We start from the raw sequence: 18,539 nt of genomic DNA on the forward strand, positions 1-18,539 counted from the left end.
TGTGCGCAATTATGATCGGCACGGCGGATGAGGGTCGCTCAGTGGCGTAGGAGATGGCAAAAAGGAGATCGGCCGGGCCGTCAAGAATATTGGCCGGTGCCTGGGCATTCACGCGGGGCGAACGAGCTGCGGACAAAGCCTGGCTGGAGCAGGCAGAGACGCCGATTGGCGGCAGGTGAAACATGAAGCACCCCGGTATTATTGCTGTTATGGGTTTGAATCGAGCTTAGCCTTGTTCATTTTTTTACACAACACCCCCGTAAAAAATCCTACACGGCCCGCTCAAGCCTGCAGGTCCCAAGCCCCTAAAACCCAAAAAACCGCCCCAAAACCCCGCAAAAAAGGCTCCATGGCGCTTTTTTAGGGCAAAAAATGCCTCGCTTGACTTCGGCAGGCCGTTCGGGTTGACTGAAACCAGAAAAGATCAATGATTGATATTTTTAACAACAAAGGTGTTGCATCATGTCGGTACCCCCGCGTGCCGTTCAGCTTAACGAAGCGAACGCGTTCCTTAAGGATCATCCTGAGGTTCTGTACGTAGACCTTCTAATTGCGGATATGAATGGTGTGGTGCGCGGTAAGCGCATCGAACGCACCAGCCTCCACAAGGTTTACGAGAAGGGCATTAACCTGCCTGCCTCTTTATTTGCCCTGGATATCAACGGCTCTACGGTGGAAAGCACCGGCCTGGGCCTGGACATCGGTGATGCTGACCGAATCTGTTATCCAATCCCCGACACCCTGTGCAATGAACCCTGGCAAAAGCGCCCTACCGCGCAACTGCTGATGACCATGCACGAACTTGAAGGTGAACCTTTCTTCGCCGATCCGCGCGAAGTGCTCCGCCAAGTTGTTACCAAGTTTGACGACCTCGGTCTGACCATCTGCGCCGCCTTCGAGCTTGAGTTCTACCTGATCGACCAGGAGAACGTGAACGGCCGCCCGCAACCGCCCCGCTCGCCGATCTCCGGCAAACGCCCGCACTCGACACAGGTCTACCTGATCGACGACCTCGACGAATACGTCGACTGCCTCCAGGACATTCTGGAAGGTGCCAAGGAGCAAGGTATTCCGGCGGACGCCATCGTCAAGGAAAGCGCCCCGGCGCAGTTCGAAGTGAACCTGCACCACGTCGCCGACCCGATCAAGGCGTGCGATTACGCGGTATTGCTCAAGCGCCTGATCAAGAACATCGCCTACGACCATGAGATGGACACCACCTTCATGGCCAAGCCTTACCCAGGCCAGGCAGGCAACGGGCTGCACGTACACATCTCCATTCTGGACAAGGACGGCAAGAACATCTTTGCCAGCGAGGATCCCGAGCAGAACGCCGCATTGCGTCACGCGATCGGCGGTGTGCTGGAGACCCTACCCGCCCAAATGGCGTTCCTGTGCCCCAACGTCAACTCCTACCGTCGTTTCGGCGCACAGTTCTACGTGCCGAACTCGCCGTGCTGGGGCCTGGATAACCGCACCGTGGCGATTCGCGTACCCACCGGCTCGTCCGATGCCGTGCGTATCGAACACCGTGTGGCTGGCGCCGATGCCAACCCTTACCTGCTGATGGCCTCGGTACTGGCGGGCGTACACCACGGCCTGACCAACAAGATCGAGCCGAACGCTCCGGTGGAAGGCAACAGCTACGAGCAGAACGAACAAAGCCTGCCGAACAACCTGCGCGATGCCTTGCGCGAGTTGGACGACAGCGAGGTGATGGCCAAGTACATCGATCCTAAATACATCGATATCTTCGTCGCCTGTAAGGAAAGTGAGCTGGAGGAGTTTGAACACTCCATCTCCGACCTTGAGTACAACTGGTACCTGCATACCGTATAAGCGGTTGCTGCAATAAAAGAACGCCGCTGATTTTGGTCAGTGGCGTTTTTTTATGGGTTTCTACCGGTAGACCGAGTTGGCCTCTTCGCGAGCAAGCCCGCTCCCACAGGGGTCGGGTTTCAACTTTGGAATGCAGTTAAATGTGGGAGCGGGCTTGCTCGCGAAGGCGGCTTGGCAGACAACCAGGACTCCTGCTCATACAATGCCCGCTGCCTTGTAGGAGACATCCATGACCACCCGCCCCGCCGCCCCTCGCAAACCCCGCGCCCGCAGCCAGGCCCGGATCGACGCGATCCTTGAAGCCGCCCGCACCTTGCTGGCCGCCGAGGGTGTGGCGAGCTTGTCGATCTACAGCGTGGCCGAACGGGCACAGATTCCACCGTCATCGGTGTACCACTTTTTCGCCAGTGTGCCGGCGTTGCTGGAGGCGTTGACCGCTGACGTTCACGCAGCCTTTCGCGCTGCCATCCAGGCGCCCATCGAGCATGAATCGCTCAAGCATTGGCGCGACCTGTCCTACATCGTTGAACAACGCATGCTCAGCATCTACAGCAACGATGCCGCGGCGCGCCAGTTGATCCTGGCCCAGCACGGGTTGACCGAAGTGACCCAGGCCGATCGCCAGCATGATCTGGAATTGGGCGACTTGATGCTGGCGGTGTTCAATCGCCACTTTGAAGTGCCAACGCTGCCGAGCGATGTGGATGTGTTTGCCCTGGCATTGGAGTTGAGCGACCGCGTGTACGCGCGCTCGGTGCATCAGCATGGGCTGATTACGCCGCGCATGGCGGAGGAAGGGATGCGGGTGTTTGATGCGTATGTGGGGCTTTATTTGCCGGCCTATCTGCCCAAGCGCTGAATGCTGTGTCGTCTGGGCCGGCCTCATCGCAGGCAAACCAGCTCCCACATTTGAATGCGTTCACACATCAAAATGTGGGAGCTGGCTTGCTTGCGATAGCAGTCTCAAGGGCGACGCCAATCACAACTTGGCAATCGACACCTCAGTGGATTTCACAAAGGCAATCACTTCACTGCCGATCACCAGCTCCAACTCCTTGACCGAACGGGTGGTGATCACCGAGGTGACAATGCCGGACGCGGTCTGCACGTCAATTTCCGACAGCACGTCGCCGACCACGATTTCCTTGATGGTGCCTTTGAACTGGTTACGCACGTTGATGGCTTTAATAGTCATGGTGTTTTTCCTGTGTGAGTTATTGAGCCCAACGCAATTGCGTCGGCAGCGGTGAAACAGGTTCGGGTTCCGGTGGGGAACCGGGTAGCGACAGCACGCGGTTGAGCACTTCGGCTTCCAGCGCGGCCAGGCGGTGTGAGCCACGGGCTCGTGGGCGTGGCAGGTCAATGTTCAGGTCGAGGCCAATTTCGCCGTTTTCAATCAGAATCACGCGGTCGGCAATCGCCACGGCTTCGCTGACGTCGTGGGTCACCAGCAACACCGTGAAACCGTGCTTACGCCACAGGTTCTCGATCAGTTGCTGCATCTCGATGCGGGTCAGGGCATCCAGTGCGCCCAGCGGCTCATCGAGCAGCAACAGGCGCGGCTGATGGATCAACGCCCGGGCGAGCGCCACGCGTTGTTTCTGACCGCCGGACAACGCCGCCGGCCATTCGTTGGCGCGCTCGGCCAGGCCAACCGCTTCCAGCGCTTCCAGCGCTTTGGGGCGCCAGTCGCCCTTGAGGCCAAGGCCGACGTTATCGATGATCTTTTTCCAGGGCAGCAAGCGCGCTTCCTGGAACATCAACCGCGTATCTTCAATCGCTTCGTGCAGTGGCGCGGAGCCGGCCAGCAGCTCGCCGCCACTGGCTTTGTCCAGCCCCGCCAACAGGCGCAGCAAGGTACTTTTGCCGCAACCACTGCGGCCGACCACAGCCACGAACTGCCCCGCGGGAATATGCAGGTCAATCTCTTTGAGCACTTCGCGGGTACCAAAGGCCTTGCGCAATTTGCGCACCGCCAGCGGGATGCCCTTCAACAGACGCGGAGGTTGTTGAGCCGTCATGCTGCACCTCCTTTGACTTGATACGCCGGGTGCCAGCGCAGCCACACACGTTCCAACCCACGGGCTGCCAGGTCGGCCAGTTTGCCGAGGATGGCGTACATGACGATGGCCAGCACCACCACGTCGGTTTGCAGGAATTCACGGGCATTCATCGCCAGGTAACCGATGCCGGAACTGGCCGAGATGGTTTCCGCCACGATCAGCGTCAGCCACATGAAGCCCAGGGCAAAGCGCACCCCCACCAGGATCGATGGCAGCGCGCCCGGCAGGATCACTTGCCAGAACAGGCTGAAACCGGACAAGCCATAGCTGCGCGACATTTCCACCAGTGCCGGGTCGACATTGCGGATGCCGTGGTAAGTGTTCAGGTAGATCGGGAACAAGGTACCCAGGGCCACCAGGAAAATCTTCGCGGTCTCATCGATACCGAACCACAGGATCACCAGCGGAATCAGCGCCAGGTGCGGCACGTTGCGGATCATCTGCACGGAGCTGTCGAGCAAGCGTTCGCCCCACTTCGACAGCCCGGTGATAAAGCCCAGGGCCAGACCGATGCTGCCACCGATCACAAAGCCCAGGCCGGCGCGCCAGCCGCTGATGGCCAGGTGCGTCCAGATTTCGCCGCTGACCACCAGGTTAACCCCGGCTTCGATCACTGCACTCGGCGCTGGCAGAATGCGCGTCGACAACCAACCCGCCGACACCGACAACTGCCACACCGCCAGCAATAAGACCGGCAGCACCCAGGGCGCCACGCGATGGCTGATTTTTTCTAAGTCCATAACGGCGCCTCAGCTCTGTGACGCAGCTTTGGGAAGGATGTCGTTGGCAACCATCTCGCCAAACGGGCTGACGTAGCCGGCGCTTTTGGGCAGCTCGGGACGTTCGATATCCAGGTGCGGGAACAACAGCTCGGCGACCCGATACGACTCTTCCAGGTGTGGATAACCGGAGAAGATAAAGGTATCGATACCCAAGTCCGCGTACTCCTTGACCCGCGCCGCAACCGTTGGGCCATCGCCCACCAGCGCCGTCCCTGCGCCGCCACGTACCAGGCCGACGCCGGCCCACAGATTGGGGCTGACTTCCAGGTTGTCACGGCTACCGCCATGCAAGGCTGCCATGCGTTGCTGGCCCACCGAATCGAAACGCGCCAAGGACGCCTGGGCGCGGGCGATAGTCTCGTCGTCCAGGTGGGAGATCAGTTTGTCGGCGGCTTTCCAGGCTTCGTCGTTGGTTTCGCGCACGATCACGTGCAAGCGAATGCCAAAGCGCACCGTGCGTCCCAGCTTTGCAGCCTTGGCGCGCACCTGCGCGATCTTTTCCGCAACAGCTGCCGGCGGCTCGCCCCAGGTCAGCACCATCTCCACCTGTTCGGCCGCCAGGTCCTGGGCGGCTTCGGAGGAACCACCGAAATACAGTGGCGGGCGTGGCTGCTGAATCGGCGGGTAGAGCAATTTGGCGCCTTTGACGCTGATGTGCTCGCCGTCGTAGTCCACGGTCTCGCCTTCCAGCACACGGCGCCAGATACGGGTGAACTCCACCGACGCCTGGTAGCGCTCTTCATGGCTTAAGAACAATCCATCGCCGGCCAGTTCTTCCGGATCGCCGCCGGTGACCAGGTTGAACAGCGCACGGCCACCAGACAGGCGATCCAGGGTCGCGGCCTGACGCGCGGCCACGGTCGGGGAGATGATCCCAGGGCGCAGAGCAACCAGGAATTTCAAGCGCTGGGTCACGGGGATCAGCGAGGCGGCCACCAACCACGAGTCTTCGCAGGAGCGTCCCGTAGGGATCAACACCCCGCCGAAACCCAGGCGGTCGGCAGCCTGGGCCACCTGTTGCAGGTAACCGTGGTCGACAGCGCGGGCGCCTGCGGCGGTGCCAAGGTAATGACCGTCGCCGTGGGTGGGCAGGAACCAGAAAATATTGAGGCTCATGGAGTTGTCTCCTGAATGAAGTCGGATTACGGCGCTTTGGCAACCGCGGCGGGTGGCGTCCAGATCACGTCCTTGATGCTCAAGGGCTTGGGGATCAATTTGAGTTGGTAGAAGCTGTCGGCGATTTTCTGCTGGGCGGCGACCACTTCCGGGGTCAGGAACAGCGCGCCGTAGCCCTGGCGTTTCACCGACGTGAGGGTGATATCTGCCGGCAGGCCGAGCAGTGGGGCGACCTGCTCAGTCACTTCCTGCGGGTTGGCCTTGGACCATTCGCCTACCGCACGCACCTCTTCCACCAACGCCTTGATCACTTGCGGGTGTTGTTCGGCGTAGGGCTTGGTGGCCAAGTAGAACTGATGGTTGTCGGCAATCCCGGTGCCGTCTCGCAGGGTGCGCGCTTGCAGTTGCTTCTCGGCGGCGGCCTGGTACGGGTCCCAGATCACCCAGGCGTCCACGCTGCCGCGTTCGAACGCGGCACGGGCATCGGCGGGCGGCAGGAACACGGTCTTCACGTCGGTGTAGTTGAGGCCGGCGTCTTCCAAGGCACGCACCAGCAGGTAGTGCACGTTGGAGCCTTTGTTGAGCACGACCTTTTTACCCTTGAGTTCGGCCACCGATTTGATCGGCGAGTCCTTGGGCACCAGGATCGCTTCGCTGGTAGGCGCGGGTGGCTCGTAGGCGACATAGAGCAGATCGGCGCCAGCCGCCTGGGCGAACACCGGTGGGGTTTCGCCGGTAACGCCGAAATCGATGGAGCCGACGTTCAGGCCCTCGAGCAATTGCGGGCCACCGGGGAACTCGGTCCACTGCACCTGCACGCCTTGAGCGGCCAGGCGTTTTTCCAGGGTGCCCTTGGCCTTGAGCAGCACCAGGGTGCCGTACTTCTGATAACCGATCCGCAAGGTCTCGGCGGCTTGGGCTTGAACGATGGCGCCGAAGGACACAGCCGCAGCAAAGAGTGCGACCAGACCACGACGCAAGATGACAGTGCGCATGGCGCTCTCTCCAACTGTGCGATTAGGGTTTTGGCTGCACCTGCTTGGCCGTTGTCGGCTGAGTAAGGTGAGTGTTTCCAGGTTTCTGGGGTGAGGCTCAAATGCTCCAGCGAGCACTCAACAAACGTTCATTCAATACGTCAGGGTCCAGCGGTTTTGGCCGGCGCGCCATGGCGCTGTAGAGCTGCTCCAGGGCTTCGTGCAGACGCTGTTCGAGTACCGGCACCAACTGCGCCTGGACACTGCCCTCGCCATAGGCGATCTGGCTGTCTTCGGCAAAAATACCGTGGAGCAATTCCTGGGCCTTGAGGGCCGACAGCACAGGCTTCAGGGCGTAGTCCACCGCCAGCATGTGGGCGATGCTGCCGCCGGTCGCCATTGGCAACACCACCTTATGGGCCAGGGCGCGTTCTGGCAGCAGGTCCAATACGGTTTTCAACGCCCCGGAAAACGACGCCTTGTACACCGGCGTGGCGATCACCAGGCCGTCGGCATTGGCGACTTGTTGCAGCAGGTCAATGACCTTGGGGCTGTCGAAGCGTGCGTGCAGCAAGTCTTCAGCCGGGAAGTCCCGTACCTGGTAACTCACCACTTCCACGCCCTGCTGTTGCAGCCACTGACGGGTTTTATCCAGCAAGACCCCGGAGCGGGAACGCTGGCTGGGACTGCCTCCAAGTGTTACGACCAGCATGCAGGAGATTCCTTGAGCAAGTGTCGGCGGTTCGCTGTACGGCGATGGCGCCAAGATGGGATAGACCTTATCAGCAGATTTATATATCTATAAATCTTATTTATTCATTTGTTTATTCCATAAATACATAAGCGTTTAACCAATCGCCAGGCGAAAAAAAAGGCCGTCGAAACGGCCTGAAAACCCCTGCTGTGTGAGACGGTTTGCAACTTGATGCCTTTGCTGTTCATGAAGCCGCCATCGCGGGCAAGCCCGGCTCCCACAGGGGAATGCGGTCAACTGTGGGAGCCGGGCTGGCCCGCGATGGCGATATCCGCCTTAACGATTGGGTTGTGGGGTAAGGCGCAGGTACGGCTTCACCGCGCGATAGCCCTTGGGAAAGCGTTTCTTGATCTCTTCCTCGTCCTTGAGCGATGGCACGATCACTACCTCATCCCCATCCTGCCAGTTGGCCGGCGTCGCCACCTTGTGGTTGTCGGTCAGTTGCAGAGAGTCGATCACCCGCAGGATTTCATGGAAATTACGCCCGGTGCTGGCCGGGTAGGTGATGGTCAGGCGGACCTTCTTGTTCGGGTCGATCACGAACAAGGAGCGCACTGTGAGGGTATCGCTGGCATTCGGGTGGATCAGGTCGTAGAGGTCCGAGACCTTGCGGTCTGCATCGGCCAGGATCGGGAAGTTGACCACTGTGTTCTGGGTTTCGTTGATGTCGTCGATCCACTTGTGGTGCGAGTCCACCGGGTCTACCGACAAGGCGATGGCCTTGACCCCACGCTTGGCGAATTCGTCCTTGAGCTTGGCGGTGAAGCCCAGTTCGGTGGTGCACACCGGCGTAAAGTCCGCCGGGTGGGAAAACAACACACCCCAGCTGTCGCCCAGCCATTCATGGAAACGAATCTTGCCGGCGCTGGAATCCTGTTCGAAGTCGGGGGCGATGTCGCCCAGTCTTAGGCTCATGGGTGTGGCTCCTGGTGAGTGCTTATGGAGCCCACTGTGCATGGATTTTTGATGATTTAAAAAGAATAAATATCGATTTATCTAGACGATAAAAGAATATTAAAAATCAGTTCATTGGACTTGGGAACGGCCTGAGGCCAACATCGCTTTCAAGGTTCGAGAAGGCCTTGAGACGCTGCAAAAAAGAGGGATTCGGGAAGGGCTTGCGGGGGTTGAGCCCGACTTGAACAGCAAGACACCTTGCCCGGCATTGCGCCGGGCAAGGTTTTACAGTCTTACAACAGCGGGATCGAGTAGCTGACGATCAAGCGGTTTTCGTCCTGGTTACGCGCGTTGGCGATGTCGCTGCGCCACATAGCGTTTTTCCACGCCACGCCGACGTTCTTCAGCGGACCTTCCGGTACGACGTAGGCAACAGTGATGTCACGTTCCCACTCGGACTGGCCGGTGAACTCGGTACGGTTGCTGGCAACGGTGTCGATATGATCACCCTTGAGGTAAACCACACCCGCGGTCAGGCCAGGTACGCCGACTTTGGCGAAGTCGTAGGAGTAGCGAGCTTGCCAGGTACGCTCGCCGGCACGGGCGAACTTCTGGATCTGCATGTCGGTGGTGATGTAAGCCGACGAGCCGTCACCCTGGTTCAGCCAAGGGAAGTCGCTGCTGCCGTTGCTGACCTGGTAACCGCCACCGAAGGTGTGACCGGCTACCGAGTACAGGAACAGGCCGCTGTACAGGTTGTTGTCGACTTTGCCACGGCCGGAGTTCACGCCGCTGTAGTTGCCCGTCGAGAAGTAAGCGGACTGATTGCCGTTGTTACCGTCGTCGGAGCTGTTGAAGTAACGCAGGTCAGACTTCAGCACGCCAGGACCGATGGCCCAGTTGTGGGTCAGACCCAGGAAGTGTTGCTTGTAGAAATCTTCCAGGTTGCCGTAGTAGTACTGGGCAGTCAGATCCTTGGTGATCTTGTAGTCGCCACCGGCGTAGTAGAACTTGTTGCTCGAACGCCAGTTCACACCACGGCTGTTGGCGCCGGAGATGGACAGGCTTTCGTTGTTGCTGGAGTTACGGCCCTTGGCTTTTTCGATCTGGCCGGCAACCAGGGTCAGGTCCTTGATGTCGCTGGAGGTGATCTGGCCACCCTGGAAGGTCTGCGGCAGCATACGGCCATCGTTGGTAACGATGACCGGCAGCTTGGGCTGCAAGGTACCCAGCTTCAGTTCGGTCTGGGAGATCTTGGCCTTGGCGGTCAGGCCCAGGCTCGAGTAGTTATCAACGGCTTCGCCATTGGACTTGCTCGGGAAGATAGTGCCGCCGTACGAGCTGGCAGTCGCACCGTTGGTGCCGCCGCCGGAATCCAGGCGAACACCCAACAGGCCGATAGCGTCGAGACCGAAGCCAACAGTGCCTTGGGTGTAACCGGAGATGAAACGCAGATCGAAGCCTTGGCCCCATTCTTCGTTCTTGCTCGGGTTGGCCGTGCCTTCGCGGTTATCGGTGTTGATGTAGAAGTTACGCAGGCCCAGTGTGGCCTTGCTGTCTTCGATGAAACCGGCAGCGCCTGCTTGCTGGGCGATTGCGCCCAACGTTACAGCCACAGCCAAGGTGGACTTCTTCATGTACCGCTCCTCTCATTTCTAATTTTTGTATTTCTTTGGTCTCGGGTCTGACGCCCTCGATCCACAGATGCGCGATTAGCGCCAGATAGTGACCACCAAGTCAATCGTAACCTTGTGTGTCTACTACCTTCGTCTAATCGCAGTTGATTTGGTCCCTGCAGGGTAATGAGTTTTTCATACACCCAAAAAGAATTATTTCATTCTTTTTCATACGATCCAGGAATAAGACTTTCCGTAAAGCTGGCCGGTTAGGATAGACGCGCCGCTCCATAAGCTAATTCCTAAAGGGTATTTACTGGTGCTTTTTTAGATCGATTAGTGTGGCCGTACGGTTGCATACGTCACTCACGATCAAAAAGGCGACGCCATCATGGCCAAACGCACATCCTCCCGTCAATTTGTTACAGTTTTTGTATCGCTGTTACTTTCTTTTGGTGTCAACGCCGCCGACCTGACGGTGGGCTACCAGACCGGCATCGATCCCAGCAAGGCTCCCCAGGCCGACGGCCTCTACGAAAAAGCCATCGGCGAAAAAATCGCATGGCGCCGCTTCAACAGCGGGCCAGAGGTGGTCACGGCCATCGCTTCAGGTGATGTACAAATCGGCAACCTCGGTTCCAGCCCGCTCGCGGCGGCGGCGTCGCGCAACCTGCCGATTGTGGCGTTTATCGTATCGGCACAGATCAACGCTTCTGAAGCCCTGGTGGTGCGCAACGGCAGTGGCATCGACACACCCCAAGACTTGATCGGTAAAACCATCGCCACACCGTTCGTCTCCACCTCCCATTACAGCCTGCTCGGCGCGCTGAAACACTGGGGGCTGAACACCCAGCAAGTCAAAGTGGTGAACCTGCAACCGGCCGAAATCGCCGCCGCCTGGAAGCGTGGCGATATTGATGGGGCTTTCGTGTGGTCACCGGCCTTGGGCGAAATACGCAAGACCGGAAAAACCCTGACAGACGCGGCGCAGGTGGGCCAATGGGGCGCGCCGACGTTTGAGGTGTGGGTGGCGCGCAAGGATTTTGCGGAAAAACACCCTGACGTCGTGGCCAAGTTCGCCAAAGTCACCCTGGATGCCTTTGCCGACTATGCCGCCCATAAGGACAGCTGGACGGTGGATTCGGAGCCGGTGCAGAAAATCGCCAAATTGACAGGTTCAAATGCCGACGACATTCCGGAACTGTTGGCCGGTACGACGTTTCCGGATGCGCAGGCACAGCAAACCGCTGCGCTGCTCAAGGGCGGCACGGCGAAGGCGATTGGGGAGACGGCGAAGTTCTTGAAGGAACAGGGGAAGGTGGAGACGGTGCTGCCGAATTATTCGGCCTATGTGACCGACAAATTCATCCCAGAATAAAAACGCGGTCCAGTGTGGGAGCGGGCTTGCTCGCGAATGCGGTGGTTCAATCATTGATGTATTGACTGACACTGCGCTTTCGCGAGCAAGCCCGCTCCCACATTTTGATCTGCAGCATTCTTAAGGGCCGGGGTTACAGGGCCTTTTCGAAGATCTTGGAGTTGCGCTGATAGTTGTACAGCGACGCCCGCGCCGACGGCAGGCGGTCCACGCTGCTGGGTACAAAGCCGCGTTCGCGGAACCAATGGGCCGTGCGCGTGGTGAGCACGAACAAGGTCTTCAACCCCTGCGCTCGTGCCCGGGTCTGGATGCGTTCGAGCAACACATCGCCTCGCGCGCCGTGGCGGTACTCAGGGTTCACCGCCAAGCACGCCAGCTCGCCCGCATCCGAATCCGCGATCTGATAGAGCGCTGCGCAGGCGATGATCATGCCTTCGCGCTCGACCACGCTGAACTGTTCGATCTCACGCTCCAGCACTTCCCGCGAACGGCGCACCAGGATGCCCTGCTCTTCCAGCGGGCTGATCAGGTCCAGCAAGCCGCCGACGTCTTCAATCGCCGCTTCGCGCACCAGTTCGAATTGTTCCTGGGCCACCAGCGTACCGCCACCATCGCGGGTGAACAGTTCGGTGAGCAAGGCGCCATCTTCGGCGTAGCTGACGATATGGCTGCGCCCTACTCCACCCCGACAGGCTTCGGCAGCGGCATCGAGCAGTTCGGCTTGATAGTTGCTGCCCAGGCGTTGCAAGTGCGCAGGCACTTGTTGTGGTCGCAACTCACGCACCAGGTGGCCGTTCTCATCGATCAGACCGGGATCGGCGCCGAACAGCAGCAATTTGTCGGCGCCCAGGTCGATGGCGGCGCGGGTGGCGACGTCTTCGCAGGCCAGGTTGAAGATCTCGCCGGTGGGCGAATAACCCAGGGGCGAGAGCAGCACGATAGAGCGTTCATCCAGCAGGCGGTTGATGCCCTTGCGGTCGACCCGGCGCACTTCACCGGTGTGGTGGTAGTCCACGCCTTCAAGCACGCCGATTGGCCGTGCGGTGACCAGGTTGCCGCTGGCCACGCGCAGGCGCGAGCCCTGCATCGGCGATGACGCCATGTCCATGGACAAGCGCGCCTCGATGGCAATACGCAGATGGCCCACCGCGTCGATCACACACTCCAGCGTCGCGGCATCGGTGATGCGCAAGCCTTCGTGGTAAGCCGGGGTAAGGCCGCGTGCTTCAAGGCGGGTTTCGATTTGCGGGCGCGAGCCATGCACCAGCACCAGGCGCACACCCAGGCTGTGAAGCAGCACCAGGTCGTGGACGATATTGCCGAAGTTGGGGTGGTCCACACCATCGCCCGGCAGCATGACCACAAAAGTGCAGTCGCGGTGGGCGTTGATGTAGGGCGAAGCGTGACGAAGCCAGTTGACGTATTCGGGCATAACACCTGGGCCTGTAATAAAAAGCAGCCAAATAAAGGATCAATCGTGAAAGCGCACAGCGGCTGATGGTTATCGTCGGAACAGGCTTGGCGACACGCTCACTCTCCTTATGTACGAATGGGCAGGGGTTAATTTATGCAGGTTTCAGACAGTAGTGTTCGATCAGTTCCCGCAATAGACGCACTGTAGGCGTCAAGCGTGACATTTCAAGGTATTCGCCAGGCTGGTGGGCGCAGGCAATGTCGCCAGGGCCGAGCACCAGGGTTTCGCAACCAAGGCGCTGAAGATAAGGCGCTTCAGTGCCGAACGCTACTGCTTCGGCACGATGACCGGTCAAACGTTCCGCCACCCGCACCAACTCGGCGTCTTCGGGCTGCTCAAAGGGGGGCACTTCGGGGAACAACGGCGCGTAGTCGATCTTGACCTTATGCCGCTCGGCCAGGGGTTCGAGCTTCTGGCGGATCGCGGCGCGCAGTACCTCGGGGTCCATGCCCGGCAGGGGTCGCAGGTCGAACTCCAGCGAGCACTGGCCGCAGATGCGGTTGGGGTTGTCGCCGCCGTGAATGCAGCCGAAGTTCATCGTCGGTTGCGGCACGCTGAATTGCGCGTTGCGGTACTCGCGCTGCCAGGCCAGGCGCAGGCCGCGCAACTCGCCAATAGCGTCATGCATAGCTTCCAGGGCGCTGTGGCCCAGGCTTGGGTCCGACGAGTGGCCGCTGCGCCCGAGGATGTCGATGCGCTCCATCATCACGCCTTTGTGCAAGCGGATAGGCTTGAGCCCGGTCGGCTCGCCGATCACCGCCGCACGACCCAGCGGCCGCCCCGCCTCGGCCAGCGCACGGGCACCGGACATGGAGCTTTCCTCGTCACAGGTGGCAAGAATCAACAGCGGTTGCTTGAAGGGTTGGTCGAGCAGCGGCAACACCGCTTCGATGACCAGGGCGAAAAAACCCTTCATGTCACAGCTGCCCAGCCCTACCCAGCGGCCATCGACTTCCGTCAGCTTGAGCGGGTCGGTGTTCCACAGCGCCGCGTCATACGGCACGGTATCGCTATGCCCCGCCAACACCAAGCCACCGGGGCCGCTGCCAAAACTGGCCAAAAGGTTGAACTTGCCGGGGCTGACTTGTTGGATATCGATAGCAAAGCCCAGGTCGCCCAGCCAAGCCGCGAGCAGGTCGATCACCGGACGGTTGCTCTGGTCGAGAGACGCCTGGGTGCAGCTCACCGACGGCGCGGCGATCAAGGCGGCGAACTGCTCTTTCATGGACGGTAACGGCATGCGCGGTCTCCCAACTTCCCGGATGAACCTCACTATAGAGGCATCTGCGCAACACAATAAACCGTTGCGGCACGTTGCCGGGCTCAGTCCTGTACACTGCACGACCTTGGCAGCCACACTTTTCCCCGGCTGCGCTCCCGATCCTGGATTTTCCGGCCATGCAGAAAGAAACCGAAATCAAGCTACGCGTCAGCCGCGAAACACTCGTTGCGCTGCGTGAGCACCCGTTACTGAAAAAACGCAACAAAAGTGGCTGGGAACGCCGTGAGTTGATGAACCAGTACTTCGACACCCCCGAGCGTGACCTGGCCCAGGCCAAGGTTGCCCTGCGCCTGCGCAAGGACGGTGACGACATCATCCAGACCCTCAAGACCCGCGGCCAAAGCGTCGCCGGCTTGTCGGAACGCAACGAATACAACTGGGACCTGCCCAAAGCCAAGCTCGACGTGAAGAAACTCGATGGCGAGTGCTGGCCCGAGCAACTGTCCGAGCTGGACAAAAAGACCCTCAAGCCGATCTTCACCACCGACTTCGTGCGTGAACGCGCCGAAATCGCCTGGGGCCGTGGCAAGGCCAAGGTGGTGATCGAAGCCGCCCTGGACCTGGGCCATGTGGTGGTCGGTAAGCAGAAAGAAGAAATCTGCGAGCTGGAACTGGAACTGCGCGAAGGCGAACCGGCGGCCCTGCTGGAGTTGGCTGCCGAACTGGCCGCGACCCTGGCCCTGATGCCGTGCGACATCAGCAAGGCCGAGCGCGGCTATCGCCTGTATGACGCCAGCAGCTACTCCCTGAGCCTGCCGGCGCCACAGATCCATGCCGAAATGCCATTGGACGACGCCTTCGCCGCGATCCTGTGGCACCTGCTGGGCAGCAGCCAGCGCCTGGCTGAGCAATACCGCTTCAATGGCCACTGGCGCCTGCTGCAGGACTGGGTCGAGAACCTAGGTGAATTGCGCGCCCTGATCGGCAGCCTCGGCCAGGCCGCGCCACGCCAATCCACCAGCGAACTGCGCAGCGCCCTGGATGCGTTGCTGGAAGACTGGCGCCCGCTGGTCCAGGCCGGTGACGACGATGAAGACATTCGCAAAGCCGCGCCGGAACAGTTCATCGAAGAGCTGCAAGACGTGCGCTGGGGCCTGTTCTCACTCAACCTCTCGCGCTGGCTGCTGGCCCGCACCTGGACGGCCGAGCGTAACGTGCGCGGCAACCGCCAGGGCGCTGCGCAAATCACCAACTGGCTGCCACGCCTGTTGGCCGACGACGCCGTCGCCCTGCAACTGCAGCGCTACCAGCAACAGCCGGAAGACCTGGCCGAGCAACTGCCGCGCATCGAACGCATCCAGGCCTGGCTGCACCATGCGCGTCATGTGGTAGACATTCCTGAGCTGGACCGTTTGTACGGCGAGCTGAACAAGCTGGCACACCTGGCCAACCAGCCGATTACCGATGAATCGCTGGATGCGCGTATGCATCAGGCGATTGCGGTGTATCAGAATCGTGCCTGGAAGACCCTTCTGCGCCTGTAGGGCCAGTTACCCTGTAGGAGCGAGCTTGCTCGCGAAAAACCCGAGGGCGATGTGGGGAGCCAGGCTTCCCGCGTCATCGTTAACGATCTTCGCGAGCAAGCTCGCTCCTACAGTCAATGGCATGCCTGTCAGCGCAATACTGGCAGGCTGGTGGTGGACTTGATTTCCGACAGCGCCACAATCGAGTTGACCTCCTGGATGCCCGGCACCATCGACAACTTCTCGAAGAAAAACCGCTCGTACGCCTCGATATCCGAGGTGACGATACGCAGCAGAAAATCCACCGCCCCCATCAGCACATAGCACTCCAACACTTCCGGGAACCCGCGAATGGCCTCGGTGAACTCAGTGAAATTGGAGCGACCGTGGGCGTTGAGTTTGACCTCGGCGAAAATCTGCGTGTTGAGCCCGATTTTCTTGCGGTCCAGCAGGGTGACCTGGCCGCGGATCACACCCTCCTCCTTGAGCCGCTGAATACGCCGCCAGCACGGCGACTGCGACAGGCCGACCTGCTCGGCAATCTGTGCACTGGAGAGCGAAGCATCCTCTTGCAGCAGGGCCAGGATGCGGCGATCGTAGGCGTCCAACTCACTGTGCATAAACGTACCCACAAATAGGCTGATCTTGAATTGTATGAGTCTATTTAACGCAAAACAGGCTCATCTTAGATAAGAAATCTCCCGAGGCGAATGTAAAAATTTCTCCAGTCGAAATTGGAGAGCCAGCATGCATGCCGTTGAAACCGCCTACCCTGCCACCCGCGTCGATGCGTGGGCCGCCAATAGCAGCCACTGCCAGGCGCACTATTGCATCGTCGCCGAGGCTGAACCGGACGTGCTGTGCCGTGTGCTCAACTACTTCGCGCTGCAATTGCTCACACCCTGCCAGGTCAGCGTGAACCGGGAAGCCGACCTGCTGCGCATCGATATCGTGATGGCCGGCCTGAGCTGGCACCGCGCCCAGGTGATCGGTGAAAAGATTCGAAACCTGATCAGCGTCTGCACCCTGGAGCTGTGGTCGGCTGATTCCGAGCGGCCTCAAACGTTGGCGGCGATGGCCCAGTAAAAACCCGCAATACACCTGCCAGCAGGATCTTCAGCGGCTGACTAGCCTGGGATTACCCCCCAAGCCGCCCAGGAAAACCTGCATGTCTGTCGCCACTCACGATCACCCCTTGGAACTGCAGCAATTGTTGCCGGCGTTGGTCGAGCAAGGGTTGATCACGGCGCAGGCGGCGCAAAAGGTAGCGCCAGCGTCCGGCAGCCAGCATCCCTTGGAGTGCATCGCAGCCCAGGGCCCTTGTCTGGAGACATTGATTCAATGGCTGGCCCGGCAGGTCGGCCAGCCTTACCTGCACATCGACCCGTTGAAGATCGATGTGGCAGCCGTGGTGCCCTTGATGTCCCACGCCTTTGCCCAGCGCCACGGCATTCTTGCAGTCGCCGTGGATGCCCACAGCGTGACGGTCGCCAGTGCCCAACCCCATGTCACCACCTGGGAAGCCGGGCTGGCCCAGGTACTCAAACGCACGATCAAGCGCGTGGTTGCCAACCCTCAGGATATTCAGCGCTGTATCAACGAGTTTTACCGCTTGGCCAAGTCCGTCAGCGGTGCGGATCAAAAGATGACGGCGCCTGGCAATGTCGACTTGCTCAGCCTCGGCGCCAGCGACAAGGAGCCGGATGCCAACGACGCGCATATCGTCAACATCGTCGACTGGCTGCTGCAGTACGCCTTTGGCCAACGAGCCAGCGATATCCATATCGAGCCCTGCCGCGACCAGGGTCGGGTGCGCTTTCGCATTGATGGGCTGCTGCATGACGTCTATCAATTTCCCCCGCAGGTCACCATGGCCGTGGTCAGCCGCCTGAAAAGCCTGGGCCGAATGAACGTGGCCGAAAAACGCAAACCCCAGGATGGCCGCGTCAAGACCCGGAACCCTGCGGGTGTCGAAGTGGAGTTGCGGCTTTCGACCCTACCCACGGCATTCGGCGAAAAACTGGTGATGCGAATTTTCGACCCACAGGTGCTGCTCAAGGATTTTGACCAGTTGGGTTTGTCCAACGCCGACCAGCAACGCTGGCACGCCATGACGCAACGCACCCACGGCATCATCCTCGTCACCGGCCCGACCGGCTCAGGCAAGACCAGCACCCTCTACACCACCCTCAGGCAACTGGCGACCCGCGAGGTCAACCTGTGCACGGTGGAAGACCCGATTGAAATGGTCGAGCCGGCCTTCAACCAGATGCAGGTCCAGCACAACATCGACCTCACGTTCGCCAGCGGCATCCGCGCCCTGCTGCGCCAGGACCCGGACATCATCATGATCGGAGAAATCCGCGACCAGGAAACCGCAGAGATGGCTATCCAGGCCGCACTGACCGGGCACCTGGTGCTCTCGACCCTGCACACCAACGATGCACCCAGTGCCATCAGCCGCCTGCAGGAGCTGGGCATTGCTCACTATTTGATCAAGGCCACGCTCATAGGCGTGATGGCGCAGCGCCTGGTGCGGGTTCTGTGCAGCCACTGCAAGCGCCCGGTGGGCCAGGAGGACGCTGGCGGCTGCGAAGCCGTCGGCTGTGCGCAATGCCGTGACAGCGGTTATCGAGGCCGGGCCGGGCTGTATGAAATCATGCTCATGGACCCGGCACTCCAGGCGCTGGTCACTCCAGGCGCGGACGTACAAGCCTTGCGCCGTGGGGCACTGGCGCAGGGCATGAGCAGCCTGCGCATGGCCGGCATCGAGAAAGTGAAAGCCGGCCTGACCACGATGACGGAGGTATTGCGGGTCACGCCAGGGGATTCAGAAACAAATCCTTTGTTTGTTGGGCCATGAAACCGTCCTTATCCGTGACCAGACCGTTACAATCGGCC

17 protein-coding genes are annotated in these 18,539 nt (G+C 60.1%); 6 read left to right on the forward strand and 11 right to left on the reverse strand.

What is annotated here, in order from left to right:
• Nucleotides 1-462: 462 nt before the first annotated feature.
• Entirely contained in the window at nt 463-1,839 is a 1,377-nt protein-coding gene (locus ODQ19_RS02675; RefSeq protein WP_003195252.1) for a glutamine synthetase family protein, read from the forward strand.
• 229 nt (nt 1,840-2,068) lie between these two features.
• On the forward strand, nt 2,069-2,698 hold the full coding sequence (locus ODQ19_RS02680; RefSeq protein WP_073451845.1) for a TetR/AcrR family transcriptional regulator: 630 nt from the start codon (nt 2,069-2,071) through the stop codon (nt 2,696-2,698).
• A 120-nt stretch (nt 2,699-2,818) separates the two neighbouring features.
• Here ODQ19_RS02680 and ODQ19_RS02685 read toward each other — a convergent pair whose 3' ends face one another.
• The 8 genes from ODQ19_RS02685 to ODQ19_RS02720 form a co-directional block, all read right to left on the reverse strand.
• A complete protein-coding gene (locus ODQ19_RS02685; RefSeq protein ID WP_003176783.1) occupies nt 2,819-3,034 on the reverse strand; it encodes a TOBE domain-containing protein in 216 nt (71 codons plus the stop codon).
• 19 nt (nt 3,035-3,053) lie between these two features.
• A complete protein-coding gene (ssuB, locus tag ODQ19_RS02690) occupies nt 3,054-3,860 on the reverse strand; it encodes an aliphatic sulfonates ABC transporter ATP-binding protein (protein ID WP_192002070.1) in 807 nt (268 codons plus the stop codon).
• Entirely contained in the window at nt 3,857-4,642 is a 786-nt protein-coding gene (gene ssuC, locus ODQ19_RS02695) for an aliphatic sulfonate ABC transporter permease SsuC (protein ID WP_330209277.1), read from the reverse strand. Before ssuC ends, ssuB begins: the two co-directional genes overlap by 4 nt.
• A 9-nt stretch (nt 4,643-4,651) precedes the next feature.
• Nucleotides 4,652-5,800 carry an FMNH2-dependent alkanesulfonate monooxygenase gene (gene ssuD / locus ODQ19_RS02700; protein ID WP_116666642.1) on the reverse strand — a complete coding sequence of 383 codons (1,149 nt, stop codon included), beginning with the start codon at nt 5,798-5,800 and terminating at the stop codon, nt 4,652-4,654.
• Nucleotides 5,801-5,826: 26 nt separating this feature from the next.
• Entirely contained in the window at nt 5,827-6,795 is a 969-nt protein-coding gene (locus ODQ19_RS02705; RefSeq protein ID WP_116666641.1) for a sulfonate ABC transporter substrate-binding protein, read from the reverse strand.
• A 97-nt stretch (nt 6,796-6,892) separates the two neighbouring features.
• Entirely contained in the window at nt 6,893-7,486 is a 594-nt protein-coding gene (gene ssuE, locus ODQ19_RS02710) for an NADPH-dependent FMN reductase (protein ID WP_014720392.1), read from the reverse strand.
• A gap of 318 nt (nt 7,487-7,804) precedes the next feature.
• Nucleotides 7,805-8,443, reverse strand: a complete 639-nt coding sequence (locus tag ODQ19_RS02715; protein WP_116666640.1) for a peroxiredoxin — start codon at nt 8,441-8,443, stop codon at nt 7,805-7,807.
• Nucleotides 8,444-8,718: 275 nt separating this feature from the next.
• Nucleotides 8,719-10,062, reverse strand: a complete 1,344-nt coding sequence (locus tag ODQ19_RS02720) for an OprD family porin (protein ID WP_014720393.1) — start codon at nt 10,060-10,062, stop codon at nt 8,719-8,721.
• 370 nt (nt 10,063-10,432) lie between these two features.
• Between ODQ19_RS02720 and tauA the strand changes: the two genes are divergently transcribed.
• The gene (tauA, locus tag ODQ19_RS02725) at nt 10,433-11,419 is read left to right on the forward strand and encodes a taurine ABC transporter substrate-binding protein (protein ID WP_330209278.1); all 987 of its coding nucleotides are present in this window, start codon (nt 10,433-10,435) and stop codon (nt 11,417-11,419) included.
• A gap of 133 nt (nt 11,420-11,552) precedes the next feature.
• Here the strand turns inward: tauA and argA are convergent, their stop codons facing one another.
• Complete coding sequence (gene argA / locus ODQ19_RS02730) at nt 11,553-12,851, reverse strand: amino-acid N-acetyltransferase (RefSeq protein ID WP_116666638.1); 1,299 nt, start codon at nt 12,849-12,851, stop codon at nt 11,553-11,555.
• Nucleotides 12,852-12,984: 133 nt separating this feature from the next.
• The gene (argE, locus tag ODQ19_RS02735; protein WP_116666637.1) at nt 12,985-14,133 is read right to left on the reverse strand and encodes an acetylornithine deacetylase; all 1,149 of its coding nucleotides are present in this window, start codon (nt 14,131-14,133) and stop codon (nt 12,985-12,987) included.
• A gap of 158 nt (nt 14,134-14,291) precedes the next feature.
• Here argE and ODQ19_RS02740 point away from each other — a divergent pair, with 158 nt between their 5' ends.
• Nucleotides 14,292-15,659, forward strand: a complete 1,368-nt coding sequence (locus tag ODQ19_RS02740; protein ID WP_330209279.1) for a CYTH domain-containing protein — start codon at nt 14,292-14,294, stop codon at nt 15,657-15,659.
• A 128-nt stretch (nt 15,660-15,787) separates the two neighbouring features.
• On the opposite strand, the gene ODQ19_RS02750 is transcribed toward ODQ19_RS02740, so the two are convergent.
• A complete protein-coding gene (locus ODQ19_RS02750) occupies nt 15,788-16,258 on the reverse strand; it encodes an Lrp/AsnC family transcriptional regulator (protein ID WP_003195279.1) in 471 nt (156 codons plus the stop codon).
• Between the two features lie 127 nt (nt 16,259-16,385).
• Here ODQ19_RS02750 and ODQ19_RS02755 point away from each other — a divergent pair, with 127 nt between their 5' ends.
• Together ODQ19_RS02755 and ODQ19_RS02760 are read left to right on the forward strand one after the other, a co-directional pair.
• Entirely contained in the window at nt 16,386-16,724 is a 339-nt protein-coding gene (locus ODQ19_RS02755) for a hypothetical protein (protein WP_116666635.1), read from the forward strand.
• Between the two features lie 82 nt (nt 16,725-16,806).
• A complete protein-coding gene (locus tag ODQ19_RS02760; protein ID WP_330209280.1) occupies nt 16,807-18,501 on the forward strand; it encodes a GspE/PulE family protein in 1,695 nt (564 codons plus the stop codon).
• The last annotated feature ends 38 nt before the right edge of the window (nt 18,502-18,539 follow it).

This window comes from Pseudomonas sp. AM4(2022) (assembly GCF_036346515.1).
Lineage (GTDB): Bacteria > Pseudomonadota > Gammaproteobacteria > Pseudomonadales > Pseudomonadaceae > Aquipseudomonas > Aquipseudomonas paracarnis.

Coding starts and splice junctions, on each gene's coding strand:
- ODQ19_RS02675 (WP_003195252.1), top strand. CDS start 463: ATGTCGGTACCCCCGCGTGCCGTTCAGCTTAACGAAGCGAACGCGTTC.
- ODQ19_RS02680 (WP_073451845.1), top strand. CDS start 2,069: ATGACCACCCGCCCCGCCGCCCCTCGCAAACCCCGCGCCCGCAGCCAG.
- ODQ19_RS02685 (WP_003176783.1), bottom strand. CDS start 3,034: ATGACTATTAAAGCCATCAACGTGCGTAACCAGTTCAAAGGCACCATC.
- ssuB (WP_192002070.1), bottom strand. CDS start 3,860: ATGACGGCTCAACAACCTCCGCGTCTGTTGAAGGGCATCCCGCTGGCG.
- ssuC (WP_330209277.1), bottom strand. CDS start 4,642: ATGGACTTAGAAAAAATCAGCCATCGCGTGGCGCCCTGGGTGCTGCCG.
- ssuD (WP_116666642.1), bottom strand. CDS start 5,800: ATGAGCCTCAATATTTTCTGGTTCCTGCCCACCCACGGCGACGGTCAT.
- ODQ19_RS02705 (WP_116666641.1), bottom strand. CDS start 6,795: ATGCGCACTGTCATCTTGCGTCGTGGTCTGGTCGCACTCTTTGCTGCG.
- ssuE (WP_014720392.1), bottom strand. CDS start 7,486: ATGCTGGTCGTAACACTTGGAGGCAGTCCCAGCCAGCGTTCCCGCTCC.
- ODQ19_RS02715 (WP_116666640.1), bottom strand. CDS start 8,443: ATGAGCCTAAGACTGGGCGACATCGCCCCCGACTTCGAACAGGATTCC.
- ODQ19_RS02720 (WP_014720393.1), bottom strand. CDS start 10,062: ATGAAGAAGTCCACCTTGGCTGTGGCTGTAACGTTGGGCGCAATCGCC.
- tauA (WP_330209278.1), top strand. CDS start 10,433: ATGGCCAAACGCACATCCTCCCGTCAATTTGTTACAGTTTTTGTATCG.
- argA (WP_116666638.1), bottom strand. CDS start 12,851: ATGCCCGAATACGTCAACTGGCTTCGTCACGCTTCGCCCTACATCAAC.
- argE (WP_116666637.1), bottom strand. CDS start 14,133: ATGCCGTTACCGTCCATGAAAGAGCAGTTCGCCGCCTTGATCGCCGCG.
- ODQ19_RS02740 (WP_330209279.1), top strand. CDS start 14,292: ATGCAGAAAGAAACCGAAATCAAGCTACGCGTCAGCCGCGAAACACTC.
- ODQ19_RS02750 (WP_003195279.1), bottom strand. CDS start 16,258: ATGCACAGTGAGTTGGACGCCTACGATCGCCGCATCCTGGCCCTGCTG.
- ODQ19_RS02755 (WP_116666635.1), top strand. CDS start 16,386: ATGCATGCCGTTGAAACCGCCTACCCTGCCACCCGCGTCGATGCGTGG.
- ODQ19_RS02760 (WP_330209280.1), top strand. CDS start 16,807: ATGTCTGTCGCCACTCACGATCACCCCTTGGAACTGCAGCAATTGTTG.